General features: G+C 46.5%; 23 protein-coding genes and 1 tRNA gene. 14 read left to right on the forward strand and 10 right to left on the reverse strand.

The window, feature by feature from the left end; translation table 11 throughout:
- The first annotated feature begins 231 nt into the window (after positions 1-231).
- Positions 232-1,176, forward strand: coding sequence for a glutathione S-transferase C-terminal domain-containing protein (locus QUA50_RS02115; protein WP_333260892.1), 945 nt, complete (start codon positions 232-234; stop codon positions 1,174-1,176).
- Positions 1,177-1,714: 538 nt separating this feature from the next.
- On the opposite strand, the gene QUA50_RS02120 is transcribed toward QUA50_RS02115, so the two are convergent.
- Both QUA50_RS02120 and thyD read right to left on the reverse strand, forming a co-directional pair.
- Positions 1,715-2,497 (reverse strand): hypothetical protein, encoded by a 783-nt coding sequence (locus QUA50_RS02120; RefSeq protein ID WP_333298453.1) that lies wholly within the window; start codon positions 2,495-2,497, stop codon positions 1,715-1,717.
- A 781-nt stretch (positions 2,498-3,278) separates the two neighbouring features.
- Complete coding sequence (gene thyD, locus QUA50_RS02125; protein WP_333260718.1) at positions 3,279-4,205, reverse strand: thylakoid membrane protein ThyD; 927 nt, start codon at positions 4,203-4,205, stop codon at positions 3,279-3,281.
- Positions 4,206-4,353: 148 nt separating this feature from the next.
- Here thyD and QUA50_RS02130 point away from each other — a divergent pair, with 148 nt between their 5' ends.
- On the forward strand, positions 4,354-5,988 hold the full coding sequence (locus tag QUA50_RS02130; protein WP_333260716.1) for a DUF3352 domain-containing protein: 1,635 nt from the start codon (positions 4,354-4,356) through the stop codon (positions 5,986-5,988).
- A 522-nt stretch (positions 5,989-6,510) separates the two neighbouring features.
- Here the strand turns inward: QUA50_RS02130 and QUA50_RS02135 are convergent.
- The 3 genes from QUA50_RS02135 to QUA50_RS02145 all read right to left on the reverse strand — a co-directional run bounded on the left by QUA50_RS02135 (position 6,511) and on the right by QUA50_RS02145 (position 7,846).
- The gene (locus QUA50_RS02135; protein ID WP_006632682.1) at positions 6,511-6,708 is read right to left on the reverse strand and encodes a hypothetical protein; all 198 of its coding nucleotides are present in this window, start codon (positions 6,706-6,708) and stop codon (positions 6,511-6,513) included.
- Between the two features lie 197 nt (positions 6,709-6,905).
- On the reverse strand, positions 6,906-7,322 hold the full coding sequence (locus tag QUA50_RS02140; protein ID WP_333260713.1) for a tetratricopeptide repeat protein: 417 nt from the start codon (positions 7,320-7,322) through the stop codon (positions 6,906-6,908).
- Positions 7,323-7,492: 170 nt separating this feature from the next.
- The gene (locus QUA50_RS02145; RefSeq protein ID WP_333260710.1) at positions 7,493-7,846 is read right to left on the reverse strand and encodes an iron-sulfur cluster assembly accessory protein; all 354 of its coding nucleotides are present in this window, start codon (positions 7,844-7,846) and stop codon (positions 7,493-7,495) included.
- Positions 7,847-8,091: 245 nt separating this feature from the next.
- On the opposite strand from QUA50_RS02145, the gene QUA50_RS02150 reads away from it, so the two are divergent.
- The 8 genes from QUA50_RS02150 (at position 8,092) to QUA50_RS02185 (ending at position 15,389) form a co-directional block, all read left to right on the forward strand.
- Positions 8,092-9,729, forward strand: a complete 1,638-nt coding sequence (locus QUA50_RS02150; protein ID WP_333260708.1) for a DUF6930 domain-containing protein — start codon at positions 8,092-8,094, stop codon at positions 9,727-9,729.
- Between the two features lie 174 nt (positions 9,730-9,903).
- Positions 9,904-10,158, forward strand: coding sequence for a hypothetical protein (locus QUA50_RS02155; protein ID WP_333260705.1), 255 nt, complete (start codon positions 9,904-9,906; stop codon positions 10,156-10,158).
- Positions 10,148-10,519 carry a type II toxin-antitoxin system PemK/MazF family toxin gene (locus QUA50_RS02160; protein ID WP_333260702.1) on the forward strand — a complete coding sequence of 124 codons (372 nt, stop codon included), beginning with the start codon at positions 10,148-10,150 and terminating at the stop codon, positions 10,517-10,519. Before QUA50_RS02155 ends, QUA50_RS02160 begins: the two co-directional genes overlap by 11 nt.
- 62 nt (positions 10,520-10,581) lie before the next feature.
- Positions 10,582-12,018: a 9,9'-di-cis-zeta-carotene desaturase gene (gene zds, locus QUA50_RS02165; protein ID WP_333260699.1), complete on the forward strand. Its 1,437-nt coding sequence runs from the start codon at positions 10,582-10,584 to the stop codon at positions 12,016-12,018.
- A 222-nt stretch (positions 12,019-12,240) separates the two neighbouring features.
- Positions 12,241-12,687 (forward strand): SRPBCC family protein, encoded by a 447-nt coding sequence (locus QUA50_RS02170; RefSeq protein WP_333260696.1) that lies wholly within the window; start codon positions 12,241-12,243, stop codon positions 12,685-12,687.
- Between the two features lie 106 nt (positions 12,688-12,793).
- Positions 12,794-14,824, forward strand: a complete 2,031-nt coding sequence (locus QUA50_RS02175) for a serine/threonine-protein kinase (protein WP_333260693.1) — start codon at positions 12,794-12,796, stop codon at positions 14,822-14,824.
- A gap of 176 nt (positions 14,825-15,000) precedes the next feature.
- Positions 15,001-15,074 (forward strand) — tRNA-Val (locus QUA50_RS02180).
- Positions 15,075-15,221: 147 nt separating this feature from the next.
- Positions 15,222-15,389 carry a hypothetical protein gene (locus tag QUA50_RS02185; protein ID WP_333260690.1) on the forward strand — a complete coding sequence of 56 codons (168 nt, stop codon included), beginning with the start codon at positions 15,222-15,224 and terminating at the stop codon, positions 15,387-15,389.
- A 4-nt stretch (positions 15,390-15,393) separates the two neighbouring features.
- Here QUA50_RS02185 and QUA50_RS02190 read toward each other — a convergent pair whose 3' ends face one another.
- Both QUA50_RS02190 and QUA50_RS02195 read right to left on the reverse strand, forming a co-directional pair.
- A complete protein-coding gene (locus QUA50_RS02190) occupies positions 15,394-15,555 on the reverse strand; it encodes a hypothetical protein (protein ID WP_333260687.1) in 162 nt (53 codons plus the stop codon).
- Between the two features lie 7 nt (positions 15,556-15,562).
- Positions 15,563-16,561: a hypothetical protein gene (locus QUA50_RS02195; protein WP_333260685.1), complete on the reverse strand. Its 999-nt coding sequence runs from the start codon at positions 16,559-16,561 to the stop codon at positions 15,563-15,565.
- A gap of 356 nt (positions 16,562-16,917) precedes the next feature.
- Between QUA50_RS02195 and QUA50_RS02200 the strand changes: the two genes are divergently transcribed.
- From QUA50_RS02200 to QUA50_RS02210, 3 genes are all read left to right on the forward strand, one after another.
- A complete protein-coding gene (locus QUA50_RS02200; protein WP_333260682.1) occupies positions 16,918-17,190 on the forward strand; it encodes a helix-turn-helix transcriptional regulator in 273 nt (90 codons plus the stop codon).
- A gap of 308 nt (positions 17,191-17,498) precedes the next feature.
- Entirely contained in the window at positions 17,499-17,780 is a 282-nt protein-coding gene (locus QUA50_RS02205) for a helix-turn-helix transcriptional regulator (RefSeq protein ID WP_333260680.1), read from the forward strand.
- Positions 17,781-18,085: 305 nt separating this feature from the next.
- A complete protein-coding gene (locus QUA50_RS02210; protein WP_333260677.1) occupies positions 18,086-18,355 on the forward strand; it encodes a helix-turn-helix transcriptional regulator in 270 nt (89 codons plus the stop codon).
- Positions 18,356-18,541: 186 nt separating this feature from the next.
- Here the strand turns inward: QUA50_RS02210 and arfB are convergent, their stop codons facing one another.
- On the reverse strand, positions 18,542-18,955 hold the full coding sequence (gene arfB, locus QUA50_RS02215) for an alternative ribosome rescue aminoacyl-tRNA hydrolase ArfB (protein WP_333260673.1): 414 nt from the start codon (positions 18,953-18,955) through the stop codon (positions 18,542-18,544).
- 118 nt (positions 18,956-19,073) lie between these two features.
- A complete protein-coding gene (locus tag QUA50_RS02220; RefSeq protein WP_333260672.1) occupies positions 19,074-19,565 on the reverse strand; it encodes a restriction endonuclease in 492 nt (163 codons plus the stop codon).
- Between the two features lie 409 nt (positions 19,566-19,974).
- On the opposite strand from QUA50_RS02220, the gene QUA50_RS02225 reads away from it, so the two are divergent.
- Positions 19,975-20,229, forward strand: a complete 255-nt coding sequence (locus QUA50_RS02225; RefSeq protein ID WP_333260669.1) for a hypothetical protein — start codon at positions 19,975-19,977, stop codon at positions 20,227-20,229.
- A 34-nt stretch (positions 20,230-20,263) separates the two neighbouring features.
- On the opposite strand, the gene gnd is transcribed toward QUA50_RS02225, so the two are convergent.
- Positions 20,264-21,718 carry a decarboxylating NADP(+)-dependent phosphogluconate dehydrogenase gene (gnd, locus tag QUA50_RS02230; protein WP_333201429.1) on the reverse strand — a complete coding sequence of 485 codons (1,455 nt, stop codon included), beginning with the start codon at positions 21,716-21,718 and terminating at the stop codon, positions 20,264-20,266.
- Between the last annotated feature and the right edge of the window lie 245 nt (positions 21,719-21,963).

Below are 21,963 nucleotides of genomic sequence, written 5' to 3' on the forward strand. Positions count from 1 at the left end.
ACAGCGAACAGCGAGGCAGAGCCTCTAAATATGCGTTCCCAGGCAGAGCCTGGGGACGAGGGAAACCATTGCTTACTTTGCCTTCTTCCTTCTTCTTTCTTCCTTCTTCCTTCGGCTGTGAGTTAAAATAAGCAAATTATGTTTAGCAAACCTCTTTTAATCGCCGCCGTGAAAAACAAATCGCTTCCTTCATCCGTAACAGTCAAGCTAGGCAAATTTGTCTGGACATCAATGTGGCAATTAATGATGTCAAAACTAGCGCCGCCCGATCGCACCGGAGCATACATTCGCCCCACAAGCAGTTTCCGCAACTTTGTCAGCACTGCACCAGACAGCCCTCACGGGCCCGCTGCGGGACGGTATCGCCTCTTCGTGGGTAAAGGGTGCCCTTGGGCGCACCGCACTCTGGTGACGAGGGCGCTCAAAGGGCTGGAAGAGGCGATATCGGTGTCGATTGTCTATCCCTCGGAAGGGGGAATGTGGGTGATGGAGTCGGAGACTTTTGGCTGCAACACGATGCCGGAAATTTACCAGTTGGCTTTACCGGGCTATCAGGGGCGGTGTACGGTGCCGGTGCTTTGGGATGACTCGAAAAAGGCGATCGTCAATAACGAGAGTTCGGAAATAATTGTGATGCTAAACTCGGAGTTTAACGAGTTTGCTAGCAATCCTCAAATGGATCTTTATCCTCTGGATTTGCGAGAACAAATTGACGAGTGGAATGAGAAGATTTACCAATCGGTGAATAACGGCGTTTATCGCTGCGGTTTCGCCCAATCTCAGGCTGCTTATGACTCGGCTTGCAGTGAATTGTTTGCTGTTTTAGACGAGATCGATCGATCGCTCTTGAGGAGTCGTTACTTGTGTGGCGATCGGGTGACTTTAGCAGACGTGCGGCTTTTTACTACTCTATTCCGTTTTGATGCAGTTTACTACAGCTTGTTCAAATGCAATCTGCGCCGCATTCAAGATTACGAGCATTTGGGAGCTTATCTGCGCGATTTGTACCAGTTACCGGGAGTTGCCGGCACTTGCGATTTGGAGGCTGTCAAGCGCGATTATTACGGCAATTTGTTCCCGCTGAATCCCGGCTGCATTATCCCCGCTGGGCCCGATCCGGCGAGTTTACTCAAAGCTCACGATCGGGCCGGGCTCAGAAACCGGGTTTCTCCATAAATCTCTGTGATTATCGAAATTGAAGCGAATAAAATGACCTCGTTCGGGGATATATTTTAGCAAAATTCTTCTCCTTCTGGTTTTCCCCAAGAGATCTCTTCGCCCGGTTCTATTTCGCCTGCTAATAATTCATCTAGGGTATATTTGGAAACTTTCTGATTTACGGGCTCTATGACTATTTTTCCATTTTCTATACTGCAAATTACTGCATCATCTGCTTTCAGGTTGAAATATTTGGTTCTTCAGTACGTAGTATGCTAAACAACCCAAAATCAAGCTGTAAACCTTGTTATATCAAATCCGGTAGCATCGGAATTATTCATCTCTCTTATCTCCCTCTGTGTTCTCTGCATTCTCTGTGGTTAAATCATTCCGATGCAACCGGAAACAATATTAAATAAGGATTAAACGAAATATCGCTCATTCTAGCCCAATTCATCTAAATAAATAGTCAAAACCTTTGCTCCGCGAAGGTTTTGACTACATTTCTATACAAGTTGGCATACCAAGTAATGAAGAGCAATTATTTTTTGTATACTCATCCAAAGATTTTATAATAATTAGGATCTTTTTTAATAAAAACTCTCAGTCTAAATAATCGATAATAAAACACAACTTGTTTACTTAGTTTGTGGTTGATTTTCTCCCAAAGGGAACGTTTGGGATATTCAATCTGTTTATGGATGTCGAAGTAAATTTGTTTCTCCTGAATAATTGCTTGTCCATTTTGGATTCTTACTCGTTCAATATTATCCTTAAAGAATGGAAATTTGTCTGCGCGAAAAAAATCAAATGTCATCCCAATTCGAGCCGCAGCTAGCCCCATAGCATAACCCTCACCATGATAGATTTCTTGCATTTCAAAAAAGTAAGAAATTGTCTGCCAAAGTTCAAAAAATTCCCCTTCTAATCCATTCTGTCTCTTCATGACAAACATAAACTCGTGAAGCCACTTCACTTGTTGAAGATCAATATTTAGTTTTTGCCCTGCAGCTTTTATAACTTCAATTTCTTTCTGATTTTTAATGTTTTGTATGTGTTTGACCAAATCAGTACCTGCTCTTGCTGTAATTCCAGGAGACCAATTCATTTCTTCTACTAGAGGGCCTAGCAATCTAACATCAGAGTCTAAAAACATACAACTCTCAAATAGTGAGAGAGCTTTTTCAAGAACGAAACGTTTGTCATGATACCCTTTCACACTCTGGAGGTGGTGCTTGAACACCAGAACATGAGGGAAATTTTTAAACTGCTCTGGTTGATCGCTTAGGATACATAAAGTTGTGGAAGGCATATGGGTCTGGATATCTTGAGCTAGCATCTTTACATGAGCACGATACCTATCACCTACAGCTAGAGTACAAAAACAAAACTTTTCAGATGTGTCCATATGATTTGAGCGCCAGAGATGTGAGTTAAACTTGCAGAAATTTTTCGTGAATCCAACTTATGAAAATATATGCGTTTATATTGCGATCGCAATATAGAAGATTAAACCCTATATCCCTCTTCTGTCACTCTCCGGGGAGGCGATCGCGCTTAATCTTCATCTGGCAATTAATACAAGCTATTCTATTAGAATAAAAAATGCTCAGGTTTATTTATTATAACAACTAGATATAGTCGCGCGTGGGGCTCAGAAACCGGGTTTCTTACCCAAATCTTCGGTAGGATGCCTAAATTATCACAGAAACCCGGTTTCTTGGCTCAGGGCTAGGCGCGATCGCGTGGGGGGTTCAGAAACCGGGTTTCTTACCCAAATCTTCGGTAGGATGCCTAAATTATCACAGAAACCCGGTTTCTTGGCTGAGGCTGAGGGGCGCGCGTGGGGGGTTCAGAAACCGGGTTTCTTACCCAAATCTTCGGTAGGATGCCAAAATTATCGCAGAAACCCGGTTTCTTGGCTGAGGCTGAGGGGCGCGCGTCGGGGACTCAGAAACCGGGTTTCTTACCCAAATCTTCGGTAGGATGCCAAAATTATCGCAGAAACCCGGTTTCTTGGATGGCAGGGCCTCAGAAACCGGGTTTCTTCACCAAATCGGGCGTGAAGATGCCAAAATTATCGCAGAAACCCGGTTTCTTGGACAACGAGGATGCGACTTCTAACTTCCCGATAAAATCTCTTCGAGTGCTAATTTCAGCGTCGGATATTGGTATTGAAAACCGCTAGCTAAAGTTTGTTTCGGCAACACTTTTTGCCCCTCCAAAACAACTTTTGCCCCGTCTCCCAACAGCATTTCTAAAGCAAAACTTGGTACCGGCAACCAAGAAGGCCTCTGCAAAACTTCCCCTAAAGTTTGGCACAATTCATTCATCCGCACCGGATTCGGTGCTGTCGCATTCAAAACGCCTTCAACTTGCGGATTTTGCAAAGCGTACAAAATTAAATCAACCACATCCTCGCGATGAACCCAAGAAAACCACTGTTTTCCTGTCCCAATCGGGCCGCCTGCAAATAGTTTAAAAGGCGGCAGCATTTTTGCCAGCGCGCCTCCCATTCCCAAAACTATCCCCAGCCGCAAAATTGCTAACCGCGTTCCCGCATTTTTTGCAGGTTGGGCGGCTGCTTCCCAGTCTTTGCACACTGCTGCTAAAAAATCGTTTCCCGCAGGGCTCGTTTCGTCAAACTCAGCGGTTTCGCTGGTTCCGTAATAGCCGATCGCCGATGCGCTAACTAACACAGATGGTCTAGGATTAGCATTGACGATCGCCTCTACCAATTTTGCCGTCGTCAGTCTGCGACTGTCCAGAATTGCTTGCTGGCGCGCCTCTGTCCACCTTTCTTCTGCAATCGGAACCCCTGCTAAATTGACAACAGCGTCGCAGCCCGCGATCGAGTTTTGCCAATCACCGGACTCCGCTGGAGTGTAGGCGACAACTTCCAAATTCGGATAAGCTGAAGCCGGAAAAACTCGGCCAGCCTTCGCCCCATCCCTGCTCAAAACCACAACTTGATGTCCCGCAGCTTGCAGCTTCTCCACCAGCCGGCTACCTACAAATCCCGTTGCTCCCGCGATCGCTACTTTCATCTTTTACCAATAATGCACAGTTCTAGCAGTTTAGACGATCGTCCAAACTTGTCTTTGATTATACAAAACGAGAGAGCCGGCCCGATCGCCTCCCCACAAGCCAAGTGTATTTTCATTAAACTGATAAAGGACGCGAGGAACACAAACCATGCCTGCAAAAAAATCAAAGCTTCTAATTGCTGCCTCCATCGCCGCAGCAGGTAGCGCTGCGGTCTACTTTTACTTCCAGGGTTTGAGCCAACAAGTATCCAACCCTCAAGAGGGCGCCAAAGTTGTGCCCGACGAAGCAATGATGGCCGCGTTTATCTCCCCCCATCCCCAAGCGTTGTCACAATTGCAGCGATTTGGCACGCCTGGGGCTCAAAAGTTGGTCGGGATGGGTTTGAAGACCTTTCAAGAACAAAGCTTGGCAGGCACTCAAATTGACTTTGACAGGGACTTAAAGCCTTGGTTAGGGGGGGTGATGGTCGCTTTGCTGCCCCCTGATGCTGTGGCGAATACAGAGCCTCCAAAACTGCTGGTAGTAGTCAGCGTGAAAAATAAAATTAGCGCTTGGAATTTTGCTAATAAATTAAAATCTCAGCCCGGTGCAACTACTCAAGAAACCGAGTATAAAGGAGTTAAAATTTATGAGATTGCAGAGCCAACTGGCAAGCGCTACAGTGTGGCTTTGCTGAACGACCAATTAGTGATGGCTCCTTTGAAAAAGCCTGTGGAATTGGCGATCGATACTTTTAAAGGAGAACCCTCTCTCGCTACGCAGCAGAGCACAACTAAGTTTTTTGCAGAGAGTGCTGGTGTCAAGAATCCGATCGCAACTGTTTATATTGCTGACTATCCTGCTGCAATTGAGCAATTGAAAACTAATTTGCCCGCAGATATTCAGTTGCCTTGGACAGTGTTTTCGCAGTTCAAACAGGTTAAGTCTTTGGTTGCGGGAATTGGGGCGGATAGTGCGGGATTGAGGGTGAAAACTATTGCTCAGTTAGACCCTAAATTCGTGCAGCAAACTCCACAAGTCGCATCGAAATTGTTGCCCAGATTTCCTGGTGAAACTATTGCTTTAGTCGGCGGCCAGGGAATCGATCAAATTTGGTCGCAAGCAACCGCTGAGGCACAAGATAGCCCGGAAGTTGACAGGGGAGTTCAGCAGGTGAGGGATAGTTTTAAGCGGTTGGATTTGGATGCGGATCGTGATGTTTTTGGTTGGATGAATGGGGAATTTGCGATCGGGGCGATCGGTTCCAATCAAGGGATTCTGTCTCAGTTGGGGATGGGGGCGGCGATGATTTTTGAAACCAGCGATCGCCCTGCTGCAGAAGCAACTCTCAAAAAACTCGATGCGATCGCCAAAAGCAATCCTACAGTCAGCGTCGCCCCTAGAACCGTTGAGGGGAAAGAGGTTACTGAGTGGCAAATACCCCAGCAAGGCACTTTATTCGGGCACGGTTGGCTGAATGAAAATTCTGTGTTTGTAGCTTTCGGCGGGCCTTTAGTTGATGTGATTACTTCGACGCCACCGCAACCGTTAAGCAGCAGTCCGAGTTTTCAGGCGATCGCCACTTCTTTACCGCAAGCAAACCAAGGTTACTTTTACATAGATATGGAAAAAACCATGTCTTGGGCTAACCAATATTTGCTTGCAGTACAGCCAAATTTAGTTTCCCCGCCCGCCGCTGAATTGCTGAATTCTCTCCGAGGAGTTAGCGTAGCCACAGCTTCTACGCAACCGACAACTGCAGAGTTGGAGATGCTTTTTGCCTTGAAATCTAACAACAATTAGGCAATTTGTAATCGGTAATTCTTCCTTCTATCCTTCTAAGGATCGCGAATTAAATAACTTAGAATTTTAATTGTTATTGTGGGATGGGCCTGAAAGCCCGTCTAAACAGGACGGGCTTTCAGGCCCATCCCACAAACTTTTGGAAGTTATTTAATTCTCATTCCTAAGCTGTTGCGGGCTTTAAATTGTGTGTCAAAAAAAATCCAAGTCTTGTGGGGAGTAGGGGCCCTAGCGTCCCGCCCGCCCAAAAATACAATCTAGATTCGTAACAGCCTATCCCTTAAATCCCGATTCATATCATGTCCGGTCAATCGATCGTGATTGTTGTAGGGGCGGGTTCACCGTGATATTCAACACAAATCCCAAATCCAATAAACCCGCCCCGACCGGATATTATGGTCGATCGACCGGACATGAGTTCACAGCGCGTTGCCGGACTTTTTTCTTACTAAAAAAGATGCTGCCCTCCATGGAGGGCAGCTACTCAAATAAAGCATCTTAAAGTCTCTCACAACTTCAGAATTAACCTTCAGACATTCCTGATTTATTCGGCAATTGCAAATCATCCGGGTCTACGTAGTGACAAACTGCTTTGTCCATGCAAATCAAGGCCCAGCCGGATTTATCGATGCTCATCAACTTGTAAGAAGCTGGCTGAATAAAGAAACCTTTATGGTTGCGGGTTGCGGGTTTGATGTTAACGTGGCTGTCAGTGCTCATGCTTTTTACAACTCCTAGTATTTTCGTAGTAAAATCTGAAAACCGCTGAGCGGGTTTGTCAATCGTCTAAGTCTTCAAATACTAGCACTGACTTTCTGAGTTTTCCATAAAGTTATTTATTGATTTATTACGATGTCGTAATAAACCGCAAAACGGATTTCTTCGATCCCCGCCTAAAAATCGACTTGTTTGCGCGGTTAAGGCTCCAGAAGCCACTGTTTAACGCGGGCGAGACTCTTCCAGTCGGGTTTTCTATTTAATCCTTCTTCAAAATTTTTTTTAACTTCGTCGAGCAACTCTTCGGAAGCCATCAGGAGTTGTTGAGCCACTTCAACGTGGGGGCGCACTCCTTTCTCTTTGAGATCGAGGATCGCTACTGCTAGGTTGATGCGAGCTTGGGGGTCATGAGGGTTCAATTTAACGGCTGTTTTCGCTGCTTTTTGAGCCGAAGAGGGTTTATTTTCCAACAGGTAGAGCCACGCGAGGCTAGCCCAGGCATTGCCATTTTTGGGAGCTTTTTCGCACACTTCTTTAAACACGGGGATCAGATTAGCCGGGGCTTCGCCAGCTTGGTAGCGATCGAAACCGTCTTTAAACAATTCTTCAGGGGTCATTCGATTTTAGATTTTAGATTTTAGATTTTAGATTGCTCGAAAGCATGGGGTGCGGGACACAGGCAGTCAATCCGAGCCTGATTGTCGCTCGCTATTGTCAGCGAATTCTCAGCAATTAGCTGGAGACCAATTACCAATGCCCCATGCCCGTTCCCAAGCAATTTTCCCATTTAAGCAGAAAAAGAACTGCCGCAGCCGCAAGTTTGAGTAGCGTTGGGGTTAGTGAACTTAAAGCCGCCACCGATCATCGCATCGCTGAAGTCGAGAACCAAACCGTAGAGATAAAGAATGCTCTTGCGATCGCAAACTACCTGAAAACCGTCGTAGTCGAACACTTCATCGTCGGATTTGACAGTGCTCGGATCTGCGAAATCCATCACGTAGGACATTCCAGAGCATCCGCCCTGGCGCACCCCTACCCGCAAGCAGAGGTCTTTACCTTGTTTTTCTCTCAGGGCTAAAACTTGACGGACAGCAGAGTCCGTCATTTGAATGCCGCGCTTTTCAGAAATGGCTTGAGTCATAATTTGCCGAACTCCTGAGACTGTCTAATGCAAAGAGTTTAATCTTATTGCTCCATTGTACAGGCATTCGCCAGAAGGCATTCGGTTAGATGCTGAAGGCAGAATTTTTAGCTTCTAATTTTTAATTCCCGTGGGGCCTCGTTCCCCAGCTCGATGTCCTCTCCCCCTATAGGGTTTATGATTGATAAGCAGCGGTTGACCGGCTACCGGCACCGCAACAATGCTTCACCCAACGGGCTTACTCTATGGCAGCGCTGAATCGCACTACTCTTCGTCGGCTACAAAACTTACCTCAAATTCCCAGCGTGTGGGAGGGCGATCGCCGACCCTTATCTAATGCTGACTCGCACATGATGCTAGATGACGATGACGTTCTAGAAGCTGGTGGCGAGTGCATTCTCTGGGTCGATGGCTCCGAAGGAGTCGTGAGGGCTATGGATATGGTAGGCCCAGATGCCGGCCCAGAGGCGCTCGTCCGGGCCCTGCTACGGGCAATGGAACATCCCCAAAGTCCGGCTCCCGCAGTCCGCCCCCAAAAAATAGTAGTCAAAAACCGAGAAATTCAATTTTATCTGCGGGGCGTACTTCAAGATTTAGGCATTTCCATTGACTACGTGCCGGAATTGCCCCTAATTGACGAAATATTTCGCGGCATGGAAGAGGTCGCCATCAACAGACCTCCTGAGTTGCCCCCTCAGTATGCTGAAGTTTTAATGGAAAAAGCTGCTCAAATTTGGCAAGACGCTCCGTGGCGGACTTTGAGGGAACACCAAATTATATCTATTGAAATCAATCAGTGGGATGTCGCCAGCCTCTACGTGTCCGTATTGGGGCAAGGCAGAATGGATTACGGAGTTTTACTGTACCGTTCTCTAGAATCCTTGAAGCGGTTTCGAGAACGAGTCGTCAACGATGATTCTTTTGAAGATTTAGAACAGGCTTTTTTAGGGCAAGACTGTTTGTTTGTTACCTTTGAAAGTGCAGCGGATATTGATGAGGACGACGACGAAATTGATTTAGCCGATTTGCCTCCATCGGAAATTGAACCAAATTTCGGCAACCTACATCCTTTAGAAGGATTGCGATCGATTCTTTACGAAGAAGAAGCCCTCACGATGTTAGTTGCTCTCGAAGCATTTCACCGCTTTTTCCGCAACGGTCGCCGGAAATTGGGCTCAGACACTTTTCCCACTCTTAGCAGCCGCTACCGCATCCCAGTGCCGCAGCCTGACGGAGAAATTCAACAGGTATCTGTTAAAGTTTCCACGATGCCCGATGTGTCAGACGAATTATTTCAGATGCTCGGTGATGACGATGATGACGATGATGATGAATTTGACAAGCCGCTGCTGCGGGACGATTTAGTACCGCAAAATTCGTTTTTGAGTCTCGGCGCCGTACCTTGGGAAACGGTTGATTTCCTGCGCCAAAGTGTCCAGTTTCACCAAGGTGCAGAAATTGATATTAATGCCGCCGGAGATGGTTTGCCGGTGGTGATGATCCAAACTTCTCATCCGAAGGCAAAAACTATGATTCAGGATTTGAAAGAAGCTGGAGGTGTGAAGGGAATTGGTTTTAATCCGGGCGAAAATCCTTTTCAGGATGAGCAATTCGACTTGGGTATTTTGCAAACTAAAAATGGAGAGTTGTATTTGTTTGGGGAGTTTAATGAAGACGATCCGGTGCATCAGGAAGCTCGCAAGAAGTGGGATCGCCGCTGTAAATTAACCAACGGTTGGTGCGGTTTGATTATTGCTAAAGGGTTGATGGGTGCTTCTCGCGGTCAGCCTCAGTTTAAGGATATGATCGCTTTGCTTGAGGTTCGCTGGGTGTCTGCTAAAGAGTTGGGAATTGGGCCGCTTCAGTTGATGCCGATGTTTTGAAGGAAGAAGGAAGTTCGGCAACGGATTTTGTAACGGATGTCACGGATGTCACGGATGTCAGTCCGATGTCAGTCGGAAGAAGGAAGAAGAAAGAAGGAAGAAGGAATATGTAAAAGTAATTTGTAAGGTGCGCCCCAGCGCACCCTAGTTTTTTAATTATAAAGGAAAATGATTATGTCAAATTCTACTCAAAAGCGAGAAGTGTTAGTCGCCCTTGATGCTGAATTCGCGGAGAAAATAGACCAGCTTACTGATGATTGGACGGAGGCGATCGAACAAGCTCTCCGTCTCTGGTATGCTAAGCAAATCGAGGATAAGTTGCGGAAGTTTTATCAAAACCGCAGCCAAGAAGATATTGAGGAGGAAAAAGAGTGGTTTAATTTTGTAGAGGAACAGATAGAAGAAGCATGGAGCAGCGATGGACTCTAACTCAACAGGAAAAACTTATCCCCGCCAAGGTGAGATTTATCTTTCAAGGGCTTTGCGTCAGTTAGGAGATACCAAAAAAAGACCTGTAGTTGTGGTTCCTCCCGATATCCGCAACGAGTTTACTGATTCTGTCATTGTTGTTCCTTTCACCAGTAACCTTGCGGGATTAGAAAATCCTACTCGTGTCTTGATTCCTGCAGGTGAGGGAGGATTGCAAGCTGATTCTCTAGCTGTATGTGAAAACGTTTCTGCTTTGCGGCAGACATTCCTAGAACAAGGCCCTTACGGTCAACTTAGTGCCGATGTCCTAGCAAGAATTCAGAGGGCTGTACAAGTGTCGATCGGCATTTACGAACTTTAATAATATTTCTGATATTCTAAAATTTGTTACAATCTGTAAAAATACTGAAAAGGAAGTGTAAAATGCGGGTTGCGATCGCAGGTGCGGGACTGGCTGGAATGACCACAGCAGTCGATTTAGTGGAGGCCGGCCACGAAGTAGAAATTTTTGAATCCCGCCCCTTTGTCGGCGGCAAAGTCGGGAGTTGGGTAGATCCCGACGGCAATCACGTTGAAATGGGTTTGCACGTCTTCTTCGGCTGCTATTATAACTTATTTGCCCTGATGAAAAAAGTGGGAGCATTTGACGATTTGCTCCTCAAAGAACACGTCCACACTTTTATCAATCGAGGCGGTGAAACCGGTTCTTTAGATTTTCGCTTTCCGGTGGGTGCTCCTTTGCACGGATTGAAGGCATTTTTCACTACATCTCAGCTATCCGTACAAGACAAAATCCAAAATTCTATCGCCCTGGGAACTAGCCCGATCGTCCGAGGCTTGATCGACTTTGACGGAGCGATGAAAACCATCCGCAATTTGGATAAAATCAGTTTTGCTGACTGGTTCCGCAGTCATGGAGGCAACCAAAACTCGCTCAAAAGAATGTGGAATCCGATCGCCTACGCACTGGGTTTTATCGACACTGAAAATATTTCAGCCCGGTGTATGTTGACAATATTTCAATTCTTTGCATCAAAAACAGAAGCCTCTGTAATGCGGATGCTAGCGGGTTCTCCCAACGAATATTTGCACAAGCCAATTGTGGAATATTTGGAAAAGAAAGGAGCAAAAATTTACACGCGGCGCAGAGTCCGAGAAATTCAGTTTGAAGAAGGCGAAAAAACCCGCGTGACAGGCTTGCTAGTAGCTAACGGCGAAACAGAAGAAAATATTACCGCAGACGCTTACGTTTTCGCCTGCGACGTGCCGGGAATTCAGAAAATATTGCCCCCAGCTTGGCGCAAATGGTCGGAATTTGACAACATTTATAAATTAGATGCGGTGCCGGTCGCTACAGTACAATTGCGGTTCGACGGTTGGGTAACGGAACTGGAAGACGAAGCGAAGCGCAAACAGTTGAGCCACGCTGTAGGAATCGATAATTTGCTATATTCAGCAGATGCAGATTTTTCTTGTTTTGCAGATTTGGCGCTGACAAGTCCCAAGGATTATTATCAAGAAGGACAAGGTTCGCTGTTGCAGTTGGTGCTGACACCGGGAGATCCGTTTATTAAACAAAGCAATGAGGCGATCGCCCAACACGTACTCAAGCAAGTTCAGGATTTATTCCCCTCAGCGCGGGAATTAAACATGACTTGGTACAGTGTAGTTAAGCTCGCTCAATCTTTGTATCGCGAAGCACCGGGAATGGATGTTTTCCGCCCTGCTCAAAAAACTCCGATCGCCAATTTCTTTCTAGCAGGAAGTTACACTCAGCAAGACTACATTGATAGTATGGAAGGAGCGACACTTTCAGGGCATCAAGCGGCTAAGGCAATTCTCGAAGCTTACGGTCATTAGTCATTAGTCTTCTCGATTCGATCCCCCTTAACCCCCCTTAATAAGGGGAGTAGGGGGTGGGACAAGAGTGTTCTCAAAGTCTCCCTTAATAAGTGGGGGGGCAAGAGTGTTCTCAAAGTCAACCCCTACTCCCCAACAATCAGGGGGATTTAGGGGGATCTAGACTCGACAACAAACGAGAAATCCACAATCTAAAATCTAAAATCTAAAATCTAAAATCCTATGACTGATTGGTTAGAACACAGCGTCCAAGTAGAAATAGAAATTCCGATCGAATTAGCGTGGCAACTCTGGTCAGACTTAGAGCAAATGCCGCGCTGGATGAAGTGGATCGAATCAGTTCGCGTTCTCGAAGAAAATCCAGAATTATCTCGCTGGAAACTCGCAACTGGCGGGTTAGAATTTAGCTGGCTTTCTCGGATTCTCAAAGTAGTGCCGAATCAGATAATTCAGTGGGAATCGGTAGACGGTTTGCCAAATCGGGGTGCGATAAGATTTTACGATCGCAAAAACACCAGCATTGTCAAACTGACAGTAGCTTATGGAGTTCCCGGCTGGCTGGCAAAATTGATGGACAATTCATTTCTAGCGCGAGTAGTTGAATCGACTCTTATGGCTGACTTGGAAAGGTTTAAAGAGTATGCTCTGAAAGTGAAAGCGACATCTTAAATTCTGAGGACTAAAGTCCTTTGGTTTTTAATTGTAACGCGAGAGTCGATCGCGCTTGGGCGTCAGTATCATAGAGATGTGCTGCTGATTCCTTCTCGGTTTAGTTATGAGTTATTGCCTAAACCCTGCCTGTCAAAACCCGCAAAATGCCGACAGTACCCAATTCTGCCTGAATTGCGGCTCCAAACTGTTGCTCAGAGAGCGTTACCGCGCCATTAAACCCCTAGGGCGCGGCGGTTTCGGCCGCACTTTTTTAGCAGTAGACCAAGACAAACCCTCAAAACCGCGCTGTGCAATTAAACAGTTTTTCCCCCTATCTCAAGGTACCAGCAGCAGCGAAAAAGCAGCAGAATTATTCAACCGAGAAGCGGTGCGGCTGGACGAATTGGGGAAACACCCGCAAATTCCCGAACTGCTGGCGCACTTTCAGCAGGAACGCTATCAGTATTTGGTACAGGAATTTATAGAAGGTCAAAATTTACAGGAAGAGTTGGCGCGGACTGGGCCTTTGGGCGAAAGTCAGATTCTCAGTCTGCTGAAGGATTTATTGCCAGTATTGCAGTTCGTGCACGATCGCAGTGTAATTCACCGAGATATTAAACCTCCCAATATTATCCGCCGCCGCCTTTCTCAAACTCCCATCATTTATACTTACCCCACATTAACCGGGGAATTAGTTTTAGTTGATTTTGGCGCTGCAAAAGTTGTGGAGGGTTTTAGAGAAACCGGTACAGTCATCGGTTCTCCCGAATTCGTCGCGCCGGAACAAATTAGAGGTCAAGCGGTTTATGCCAGCGATTTGTACAGTTTGGGAGTAACTTGCATTTATTTGCTGACTCAAATATCTCCTTTTGATTTGTTCGATATCAATCAAGATGCTTGGGTTTGGCGAGACTTTTTGAAAGTTCCAATCGATCCGAAATTAAGTCGCATCCTCGACAAAATGATCGAACCGAGTCTCAGTCGGCGCTACAAATCTGTAGCTGAGGTATTGAAAGATTTGCAGCCGCAACAGTCGGCGGGGGCGGGCACGGGGGCACCGCCCCTACCAGCGCCTAAAATTTCCGTGCCGCAGAGGACGGCTGCGGTGCAGAATGCCGTGCCGCCAACGGTTGCAGGCACAATTTTACCTGTGCCGCCGATGCAGCGGGTTGTACCGGCACGCGCGCCTACTTGGAGGTGCGTTCATACTCTGGTAGGGCATTCTAATGCTGTTACGTCGGTAGCTTTCAGTCCTGATGGCGCGATTTTAGCTAGCGGCAGTGAGGACAAGACGATTGAGATGTGGAAGTTGGAGACTGGTAGGCGGTGGTACACTCTTACGGGTCATTCTGACTGGGTGACTTGTGTGGCGTTTAGTCCTGATGGCGCGACTTTGGCTAGTGGCGGCCGGGACAAAATGATTCATATTTGGGATTTGAATAAGGGTAAGTGGTGGTACGCTTTGGCCGGTCATTCTGACAGGGTTTCTGCTGTGGCGTTTAGTCGGGATGGTCAGGTTTTGGCTAGCGGCAGTCGGGACAAAACTGTGCAGTTGTGGAATTTGAATAAGGGAAGGCGGATGTCGGCTTTGACTGGTCACGCTGGCGGGGTGGAGGCGGTGGCTTTTAGCCCTGGCGGGGAGTTTTTGGCTAGTGGGAGTCGGGACAAGACTGTGCAGTTGTGGGATTGGCAAAAGGGTCGATCGATTTGTACTCTGGCCGAGCACGGGGATTGGGTGCGGGCGATCGTTTTTGCTGCGAGTTCCCCCAACTCCCTGGCCGGTCAGACCCCCCCCAGCCCCCCCTTGGTAAGGGGGGGAGTAGGAGAAGGATTGATTTTGGCTAGTGGCAGTCGGGACGGTACGGCGAAGCTGTGGCGGGTGGATGCACAGGGGCGAGGGACGCTGTTGCGGAGTATGAGGGACAATTCAGGGGATGTTTTGTGTCTGGCGTTGAGTCCCGATGGTCGGGTTTTGGCGACGGGGAGTCGGGATGGCACGATTTATTTGTGGGATGCGGGTACGGGAGGTTTGCTGGAAATTCTGGCGGGCCACGGGGGGGAGGTTTTGTCGGTGGCGTTTAGTGGTGATGGGGGGAGTTTGGCTAGCGGTGCGGGCGATCGCACTGTGAAGATTTGGCGGGGAATTGGGCATTAAGGGCGATCGAATATTTACGCTTGACACGGACGCAGAAACCGGGTTTTTTGACGAAAATACTTGCTTCTAGCCCTTTACCCGGTGAAAAACCCGGTTTCTTTACTCGGAGTCGATAAGTCCTGGAATATTTATGCTTGACATTCGATAGAATGTTCTGCTACATTAGAAATTCGTGAGGACGCATAGCTCAGTTGGTTAGAGCACTACGTTGACATCGTAGGGGTCACTGGTTCGAGTCCAGTTGTGTCCATGAATTTCCATCATTTATAAATCAAAGGTTTTAGGTTTTCGAGCTCACTAAGAGTTCTGTTTTCCGCTGATCTTTGGCTCAGTTCTACACGAACGGTGACAAAATCAGTCAAGGTCAGCCATTCTCTAAAATAAGGGAAAAAATCAAATGGCTTACAGTGATTTTACTTTAGAACAAGTGCATAAAGCTTTTGGTTTGACTATTTCAGAAGACGTGGTAGTAGTGTCCGCCCACCAGCCCCTTCCGGGACACGGCATCACAGCCGTGTCCTCACCCGCAGGACTACTTGAGACGCCAAAGGGAAAAACCCCCTGATAACTTATCGGCGACAACCTTCGGCGATCGCCCTTAACACCGCTAGCCGCACTTCTGGATGAGATTTCTCAAGCCCGTTAGCCCGAAAAACCCAGTGTCCGCCGCCCGCGTGCTCGATCGCAATTTTCTGACCGTCAGGCAAAACTATTTGCCACCAATTCAACACACTGGCTTTAATAAGGTGGCACTGAATTTCGTTCAGTTGAGCCTCCATTAATTTCAGTTGACGCATGATTGGATTTTGGGCAGATGACTTCATGATTTTTCTCATTAAATGAATTCGACTGTTTCTCGGCTGTGATTTCACTTTGCCGATTTTTGAACTTAACTTCACGTTCCGAAGTTTTTGGCTTAACTTTCCCTTCCGAAGTTTTCGCCTTCACTTCCCTTTTACCACCTTTAGGCTCAACTTTCACTCCAAAACCTTTAGACTTAACTTTTCCTGGGGCAGAAGTTGCAGTCTGTTCCGTGGCCGGCTTCTTAAACTCCGCGTCTAATTGGTCTAAAATCTCCTCTTGTTCGGGAGTATGTTCCGCTGGCTGCTCTAAATTTCTGGGATTGTATTCGTCAACCAACCTGGCCAAAAATTCCGAAATTGACAGTCCGGCTGCGGCTGCTTTTTTCGTTAAAAGGGCGTAGGTGTCGGTTTTAATCCGAATTTGCTTGAGCCGGAGGTTGGGATTGTTGTCAACGGTTTCGGCAATAGTTACTGCGGTAATCCTTTCTTTTGGTATGACATCGACAACTTCTTGCCACTTTTCCTGTAAACGACAGTCGCCGTATTGGTCGGTAATTGCGTGTTTGAACAAAGGAACAACTTGAGCAACGCAGCTAGGCAAAATCTCAAATCCTGCTTTAATTAAGCGCAGGCAAATACTCGCAGCTTTGATAATTTGCGTGCAGTAAAAATACTGCCTGCCTAATGCTTGTTCGCAGTAAATTTTAAAAGTTTTGAACTTGTGTTTGTACAATCGCAGCTTTCGGATGGCGTCCAGCATGATTCCTTGCCGCACGTAGTCTAGGAATCCCCTTTTAATTTCGCCTGTCAGGTAGTCTAAATCGTGAAAGGGAGATTGATTCTGGATTTCTTCTTCAAAGTCTAGCAGCGGGCCTGCAAAGTGAAAGTTGGAGGCGACATCGCCTAGGTAGAAGTTGTCAATTGATGTGGACATGATCTGGAATGGTTCGAGAAAGGGCACGATAGCACGGAAGTTGTGCGATCGCAAAGTTGAAGTTTTGGTCTGTATCTTTGATACAATTTTGAGTTGGGCACTCTTGTGAGGTCGATCGACCTTTTACATCGCATCACCTCCTTGGAGTTCAAGGAAAGGGGCTTAAGGTATGCACTCAAACCCCGAAAATAGGCTTGGGTATGCAAGCACAATTGATAGATACTACAAGTAAGGCGGTTCTTCAAACCTGCATTTTGACGAAACGAGGCTCGCCCAACCGCTTTGCTATGTCCTTATTCGTAGTTTAGTCAGACTTACGGCTTTTGTCAAGGGTAAACTACGAAATATTCTGCACCATGAATCAAGAAGTACGGGATTTATACGAAATGAGCCTTGCAGAAATTAGAGAATACAGGGGCTTTAGTCGCCGAGAGCTTAGCCAGCAACTGACGGGGAAAGTCTCTGAAGATACTTTGTATTCAATAGAAAAAAGAAAACAAAAACCCAGAGTTGATACTGCAATAGCCATCTGTACAGCACTAAATATTAGCTTGAAACAGTTCTGTCACTCGATCGGGCTAGATGTTTCAGGGCTTGTTGATGATTACGTACCCCCGAAGGGCAGCTAACAAACAGAGCTAAATCATGGTCTTGATATTTGATACAATTTTGAGTCAGGCTGTGAGGTCGATCGACCTTTTAAATGGCATCACCTCCTCGGCGTTGAGAAAAAAGGGGCTTGAGGTATGCGCCCTTGCCCCGAAAATACGCTTGGGTATGCAGGCATAATTGATAGACACAACAAATAAGGCGGTTCTTCAAACCTGCATTTTGACCTTGGAGGCTCGTTGAGCGGCCTTTGTTTTGCCTACCAACATGAAGTTTACGTCTTATTCAAGTTTTTGTCAAGATGTTTACATCATGAATATTTCGTCCTATGATAGAAGAAGATTTACAAGAAAAGGAGAAGTCTCCATTGAGACTACTCAGAGAACAAGCTGGACTAACACGCCCTCAAGTCAAAGAAAAAATCGGAATTTCCGAGCGAAGACAAGCTGACTGGGAATTAGGCAAGGCTCTACCTAACGCTGAAAACATACTTGCTATGGCTAACCTGTACCAGGTTTCTCTAAAAACTATGTTTGAGCTTTTAGGATTAGACGTAACCAAAATTCCCGATGACTTACCAAGTCGTGAGCCTTCACCGAAGGACAACTAACAAGCACAGCTAAATCATGGTGTTGACATTTGATACAATTTTGAGTTTGGCTGTGAGGTCGATCGACCTTTTAAATGGCACCACCTTTTCGGTATTGAGAAAAAAGGGCTTAAGTCATGCACCCAAGCCCGGAAAATACTAAGGCTATGCAGGCATAATGGTAGAAACTACAAATAGGGCAGCTTGCTAAACCAAAGCGTTTCCACCGTCCGGCTAAAGCAGTCGCCTTTGTGTTGTCTCTATTAAACAACCTTAGTTGTATTTAACCGGTTTGTCAACAACTTTGGTTGTGAATTTGCTATGATATGCCCCGAAAGAAACAAACTCAACAGTCCAAAGATATACCAGCACTGCAAATCTTGCGGGAGGCTGTTGGTTTATCGCAATCCGCCTTAGCAAAACAAATTCCCGACAAAACTCGCACAAAAACCCTAACTCAGCAAGCCATTAGCAAATGGGAACGAGGACTAGACGAACCGGAACTGACCATTGCTCAAATGAAAGCCCTTTGCAAAGCTTTGGGAAAAACGCTTAACGATTTACCGAATGACTTAGGCCCACCAAATCCCGACTGACAAATAAAAAGTCAAAAAGCCCGATCGACCTTTCATATCATGTCCGATCGATTGACCATAATATCCCGGCAGCAGGGCGGGTTTTTGAGATTGGAGATTGTTGGCAGATATTGGCAGGTTTACCCGCCCCTACCTGATTTCGGGCGAAGCGAAGCGGAGGGAATCGACCGGACATAATATCATCCCTCAATCCGTAATTTTCCCTCTCAGAGCTTTAATCTGCCCTCGCTTGGTTTTGCTGTCGAGACGCTGGCGCTGAGAACTACGAGTTGCTTTGGTGGGTTTGCGCCTTTTCGGTATGACGATCGCACTTTTAATCAGTTCTTGCAGCCGTCTCAAAGCCTCTTCCCGGTTTTGTTCCTGGCTGCGGTGTTCCTGGGCTTTGATGACAATCACACCTTCGGAGGTGATGCGCTGGTCGTTGATTTGCAACAAACGCTGCTTGTAGCGATCGGGCAATGAGGAAGCTGGGATATCAAAGCGCAAGTGAATCGCACTCGCCACCTTATTTACATTTTGTCCCCCCGCGCCTTGAGAGCGAATCGCACTAATCTCGATTTCGCGATCGTCTATGAACACAGTGTTAGAAATTTGTAGCATGATTCAACAGTGAGATTAATGATACAGGTCGATCTCGCTTGTCTGCGGAGGCGGACGAAAGTTTGAGTCTATGCAGCGATTTCAAGATCCGAAGGATGCACTTATTTTAGTATATAAGTTATTTACAATTCTTAGCTCTCAGGATGAATTCAATGAGTATTTTTCTATCCCATAACTCTACTTCGTTAGATTCAGCAAGGTTGTAAGCGTTTTCTGTAAATCTGTTGTTGGTGATTACTATGCCTTTATTTCCGTTGTAATGTCTGACGGCTCCTGCTACTTCTTGAACTGCTTTAATCCCAACTGGATTTTTGCTTCTTTTTGCTTGAACCACGGTTTTTGAGTCATCCGTGTATAAAATTAAATCCGCCCCATAATCTTGAGTATCTTGAGTTAAACTAACACTATAACCAAATTTTCTAAAATGGATATCTAGAAATCTTTCAAACTCTTTTCCCGTCATTTCATCCACTTCCAGAATACCACTGTCTAATAAACGTTTGTTTTCCTCTTCTTCTAAACGTTTTCTTTCCTCTTCTTCTTTCAACGTATCAAATACCAATTTCGCAGCACCGACAACGGCAGCGGCTCCTACTATAAAAGGCCACATAAAACTACATTTATTTTAAAGGACTGTTTATTATTGTACCAGATTTGCTCAGTATAGTTATCTACCCATATCACAAGCACAGTGTGATATTAATTACGGATTATCTAGGCCAACTCTGAATTTAGGAGAATTGATAATAGGTGGAGGGATACAATCAACGAGCGCTGAAAATCTTGTCAGCAATGGGTGATACAATAGCCAACAGGCTCAACTACACTCGATCGACCTATACCATCATCAGGAGTCCAATACTTAATTATCAATGCCCTGGAAACTCTGGACTTGCTCATCTGGAGAATATATGATGAAGAAAAGGGCTTTTGGTACATCGAAACCCCTAGTCGAGTTTTACCAAGGGCTGCTATACTACAAAGTGGCGAGATTATTCGTATAGACGAGCTGGAAGACTATGACGAAACCCCATGATATTAGAAGAGAACAAGACCGCAGATTGGGAGAATTAATGGCGATCGCACGTCAGCGATTTATCGATGCAGGCGGCGATCCTCGACACCCGCCATCAGGTTTAAAAGGCGATGATTACATGACAGACGCAGAAAGACAAGAAGCACTCACGATCGCCCGATCGCTCTTTAACGACGAATATATTAAAACCTATCTCCAAAACAAACGTCAAAACAATTTGCAACCCCAGAATAATTAGTAAGGTGCGCCGAAACGCACCCTACAAAAATTAATTAGTCCGTAGTACCAGTTTGCAGCGACTCTTTAGCAGTCTGCGTCCACTCTGAGTGGAAGAATTCGCCGCGCGGTTTGTCGGTGCGTTCGTAGGTGTGAGCCCCGAAATAATCACGCTGAGCTTGCGTGAGGTTTTGCGGCAATCTTTCGCGCCGGTAGCTGTCGAAATAGTCCAGCGAGGCGCTAAAGGCTGGCACTGCAATCCCCAGTTGGCAAGCAGTAGCTAACACGTCTCGCCAAGCCGATTGGCGATCGAGAATGCTCTGTTTGAACTCCGGCGCTAACAGCAAATTCGGCAACGTGGGATCGTCCTTGAAAGCTGTTTTAATCTTGTCCAAAAATCCAGCCCGAATAATACAACCACCCTTCCAAATTCGGGAAATTTCGCTCAAACTCAAGTCGTAATTGTACGACTTCGACGCCGCGCTCAAAAGTGCCATGCCTTGGGCGTAGGAGCAAATCTTCGAGCAGTAAAGCGCATCGCGGACTTTGTTCACAAACTCTTTAGTATCGCCTTCGTACTTGCCGCTAGGCCCGGTTAGTTCTTGGGAAGCTTTGATGCGCTCGTCTTTGTAAGAAGACATGATTCTCGCATTCACAGCAGCGATAATTGTGGGAATGCTCACGCCCAATTCCAAAGCACTCATTACAGTCCAGCGGCCGGTGCCTTTTTGACCGGCAGCGTCCATAATTACCTCAACTAAGGGTTGCTTAGTTTCCGGGTCAATGTACTTGAAAATGTTAGCCGTAATTTCAATCAAAAACGAGTTGAGTTCGTCTGTGGTATTCCATTCGGCAAAAACTTCCTGCAACTGCTGGCCGTTCAATCCACCAACGTTTTTGAGCAAATCGTAGGCTTCAGCAATGAGCTGCATATCACCGTACTCAATGCCGTTGTGAACCATCTTCACGTAGTGGCCGGCGCCACCAGGGCCGATGAATGTGACGCAGGGGCCGTCATCTACTTGAGCCGCAATTTTGGTGAGAATTGGCTCTAGTAGGCCGTAAGCAGTGCGGGTGCCACCGGGCATCAAGCTAGCACCATTCAGCGCGCCTTCTTCGCCGCCGCTGATGCCCATGCCAACAAATCCCAGTCCCATCGATTCTAAATCTTTGGTGCGACGTTCGGTGTCGTCGTATAGCGAGTTGCCGCCGTCAATAATCATGTCGCCCGGTGACAGCATGGGTTTGAGCTGGTCGATGACCGCATCTACGGGTTTCCCAGCTTGCACCATGACTAAGATTCTGCGCGGGGTTTCTAGGACATCGACGAATTCTGTCAGAGTCTTGGCGGCTACAATGTTCTTGCCGGGGGCGCGTTGGGCCATGAAGTCGTCGGTTTTGGCTGCTGTGCGGTTGTATACAGCCACGGAGAAGCCTCTGCTTTCGACGTTGAGCGCTAGGTTTTCGCCCATCACTGCTAGACCGATTAAACCAAAATTTTGCTTTGTCATGCTCATAACCCGCTGGTTGTTCCCGCTTGATGATAGGTTTGCGAGAGAGGAAAGCGAGGCGGGGTGTACCGCTTTCCGGTGGACTAAAAGTATTGGACAATAGACCTAGGAGGTTTAGGTTTATTTTTATATTCTCAGAATTGCTGTTTGGTAAATCAGTAGGGTTTTTTTAAGATTTAAGGGATATTAATGACGCGGACAGGTGATGATAAGGCAGGTATTATGTCGATCGCGGTAACGGTAGA

The sequence above is a fragment of the Microcoleus sp. M2_D5 genome (assembly GCF_036701935.1).
In the GTDB taxonomy this organism is placed as follows: domain Bacteria; phylum Cyanobacteriota; class Cyanobacteriia; order Cyanobacteriales; family Microcoleaceae; genus Microcoleus.

Coding starts and splice junctions, on each gene's coding strand:
- zds (WP_333260699.1), top strand. CDS start 10,582: ATGCGGGTTGCGATCGCAGGTGCGGGACTGGCTGGAATGACCACAGCA.
- thyD (WP_333260718.1), bottom strand. CDS start 4,205: ATGAAAGTAGCGATCGCGGGAGCAACGGGATTTGTAGGTAGCCGGCTG.
- gnd (WP_333201429.1), bottom strand. CDS start 21,718: ATGACAAAGCAAAATTTTGGTTTAATCGGTCTAGCAGTGATGGGCGAA.
- QUA50_RS02160 (WP_333260702.1), top strand. CDS start 10,148: ATGGACTCTAACTCAACAGGAAAAACTTATCCCCGCCAAGGTGAGATT.
- QUA50_RS02150 (WP_333260708.1), top strand. CDS start 8,092: ATGGCAGCGCTGAATCGCACTACTCTTCGTCGGCTACAAAACTTACCT.
- QUA50_RS02210 (WP_333260677.1), top strand. CDS start 18,086: ATGCCCCGAAAGAAACAAACTCAACAGTCCAAAGATATACCAGCACTG.
- QUA50_RS02195 (WP_333260685.1), bottom strand. CDS start 16,561: ATGTCCACATCAATTGACAACTTCTACCTAGGCGATGTCGCCTCCAAC.
- QUA50_RS02200 (WP_333260682.1), top strand. CDS start 16,918: ATGAATCAAGAAGTACGGGATTTATACGAAATGAGCCTTGCAGAAATT.
- QUA50_RS02175 (WP_333260693.1), top strand. CDS start 12,794: ATGAGTTATTGCCTAAACCCTGCCTGTCAAAACCCGCAAAATGCCGAC.
- QUA50_RS02135 (WP_006632682.1), bottom strand. CDS start 6,708: ATGAGCACTGACAGCCACGTTAACATCAAACCCGCAACCCGCAACCAT.
- QUA50_RS02115 (WP_333260892.1), top strand. CDS start 232: ATGTGGCAATTAATGATGTCAAAACTAGCGCCGCCCGATCGCACCGGA.
- QUA50_RS02145 (WP_333260710.1), bottom strand. CDS start 7,846: ATGACTCAAGCCATTTCTGAAAAGCGCGGCATTCAAATGACGGACTCT.
- QUA50_RS02225 (WP_333260669.1), top strand. CDS start 19,975: ATGACGAAACCCCATGATATTAGAAGAGAACAAGACCGCAGATTGGGA.
- QUA50_RS02170 (WP_333260696.1), top strand. CDS start 12,241: ATGACTGATTGGTTAGAACACAGCGTCCAAGTAGAAATAGAAATTCCG.
- QUA50_RS02130 (WP_333260716.1), top strand. CDS start 4,354: ATGCCTGCAAAAAAATCAAAGCTTCTAATTGCTGCCTCCATCGCCGCA.
- QUA50_RS02120 (WP_333298453.1), bottom strand. CDS start 2,497: ATGCTAGCTCAAGATATCCAGACCCATATGCCTTCCACAACTTTATGT.
- QUA50_RS02185 (WP_333260690.1), top strand. CDS start 15,222: ATGGCTTACAGTGATTTTACTTTAGAACAAGTGCATAAAGCTTTTGGT.
- QUA50_RS02220 (WP_333260672.1), bottom strand. CDS start 19,565: ATGTGGCCTTTTATAGTAGGAGCCGCTGCCGTTGTCGGTGCTGCGAAA.
- arfB (WP_333260673.1), bottom strand. CDS start 18,955: ATGCTACAAATTTCTAACACTGTGTTCATAGACGATCGCGAAATCGAG.
- QUA50_RS02155 (WP_333260705.1), top strand. CDS start 9,904: ATGTCAAATTCTACTCAAAAGCGAGAAGTGTTAGTCGCCCTTGATGCT.
- QUA50_RS02205 (WP_333260680.1), top strand. CDS start 17,499: ATGATAGAAGAAGATTTACAAGAAAAGGAGAAGTCTCCATTGAGACTA.
- QUA50_RS02140 (WP_333260713.1), bottom strand. CDS start 7,322: ATGACCCCTGAAGAATTGTTTAAAGACGGTTTCGATCGCTACCAAGCT.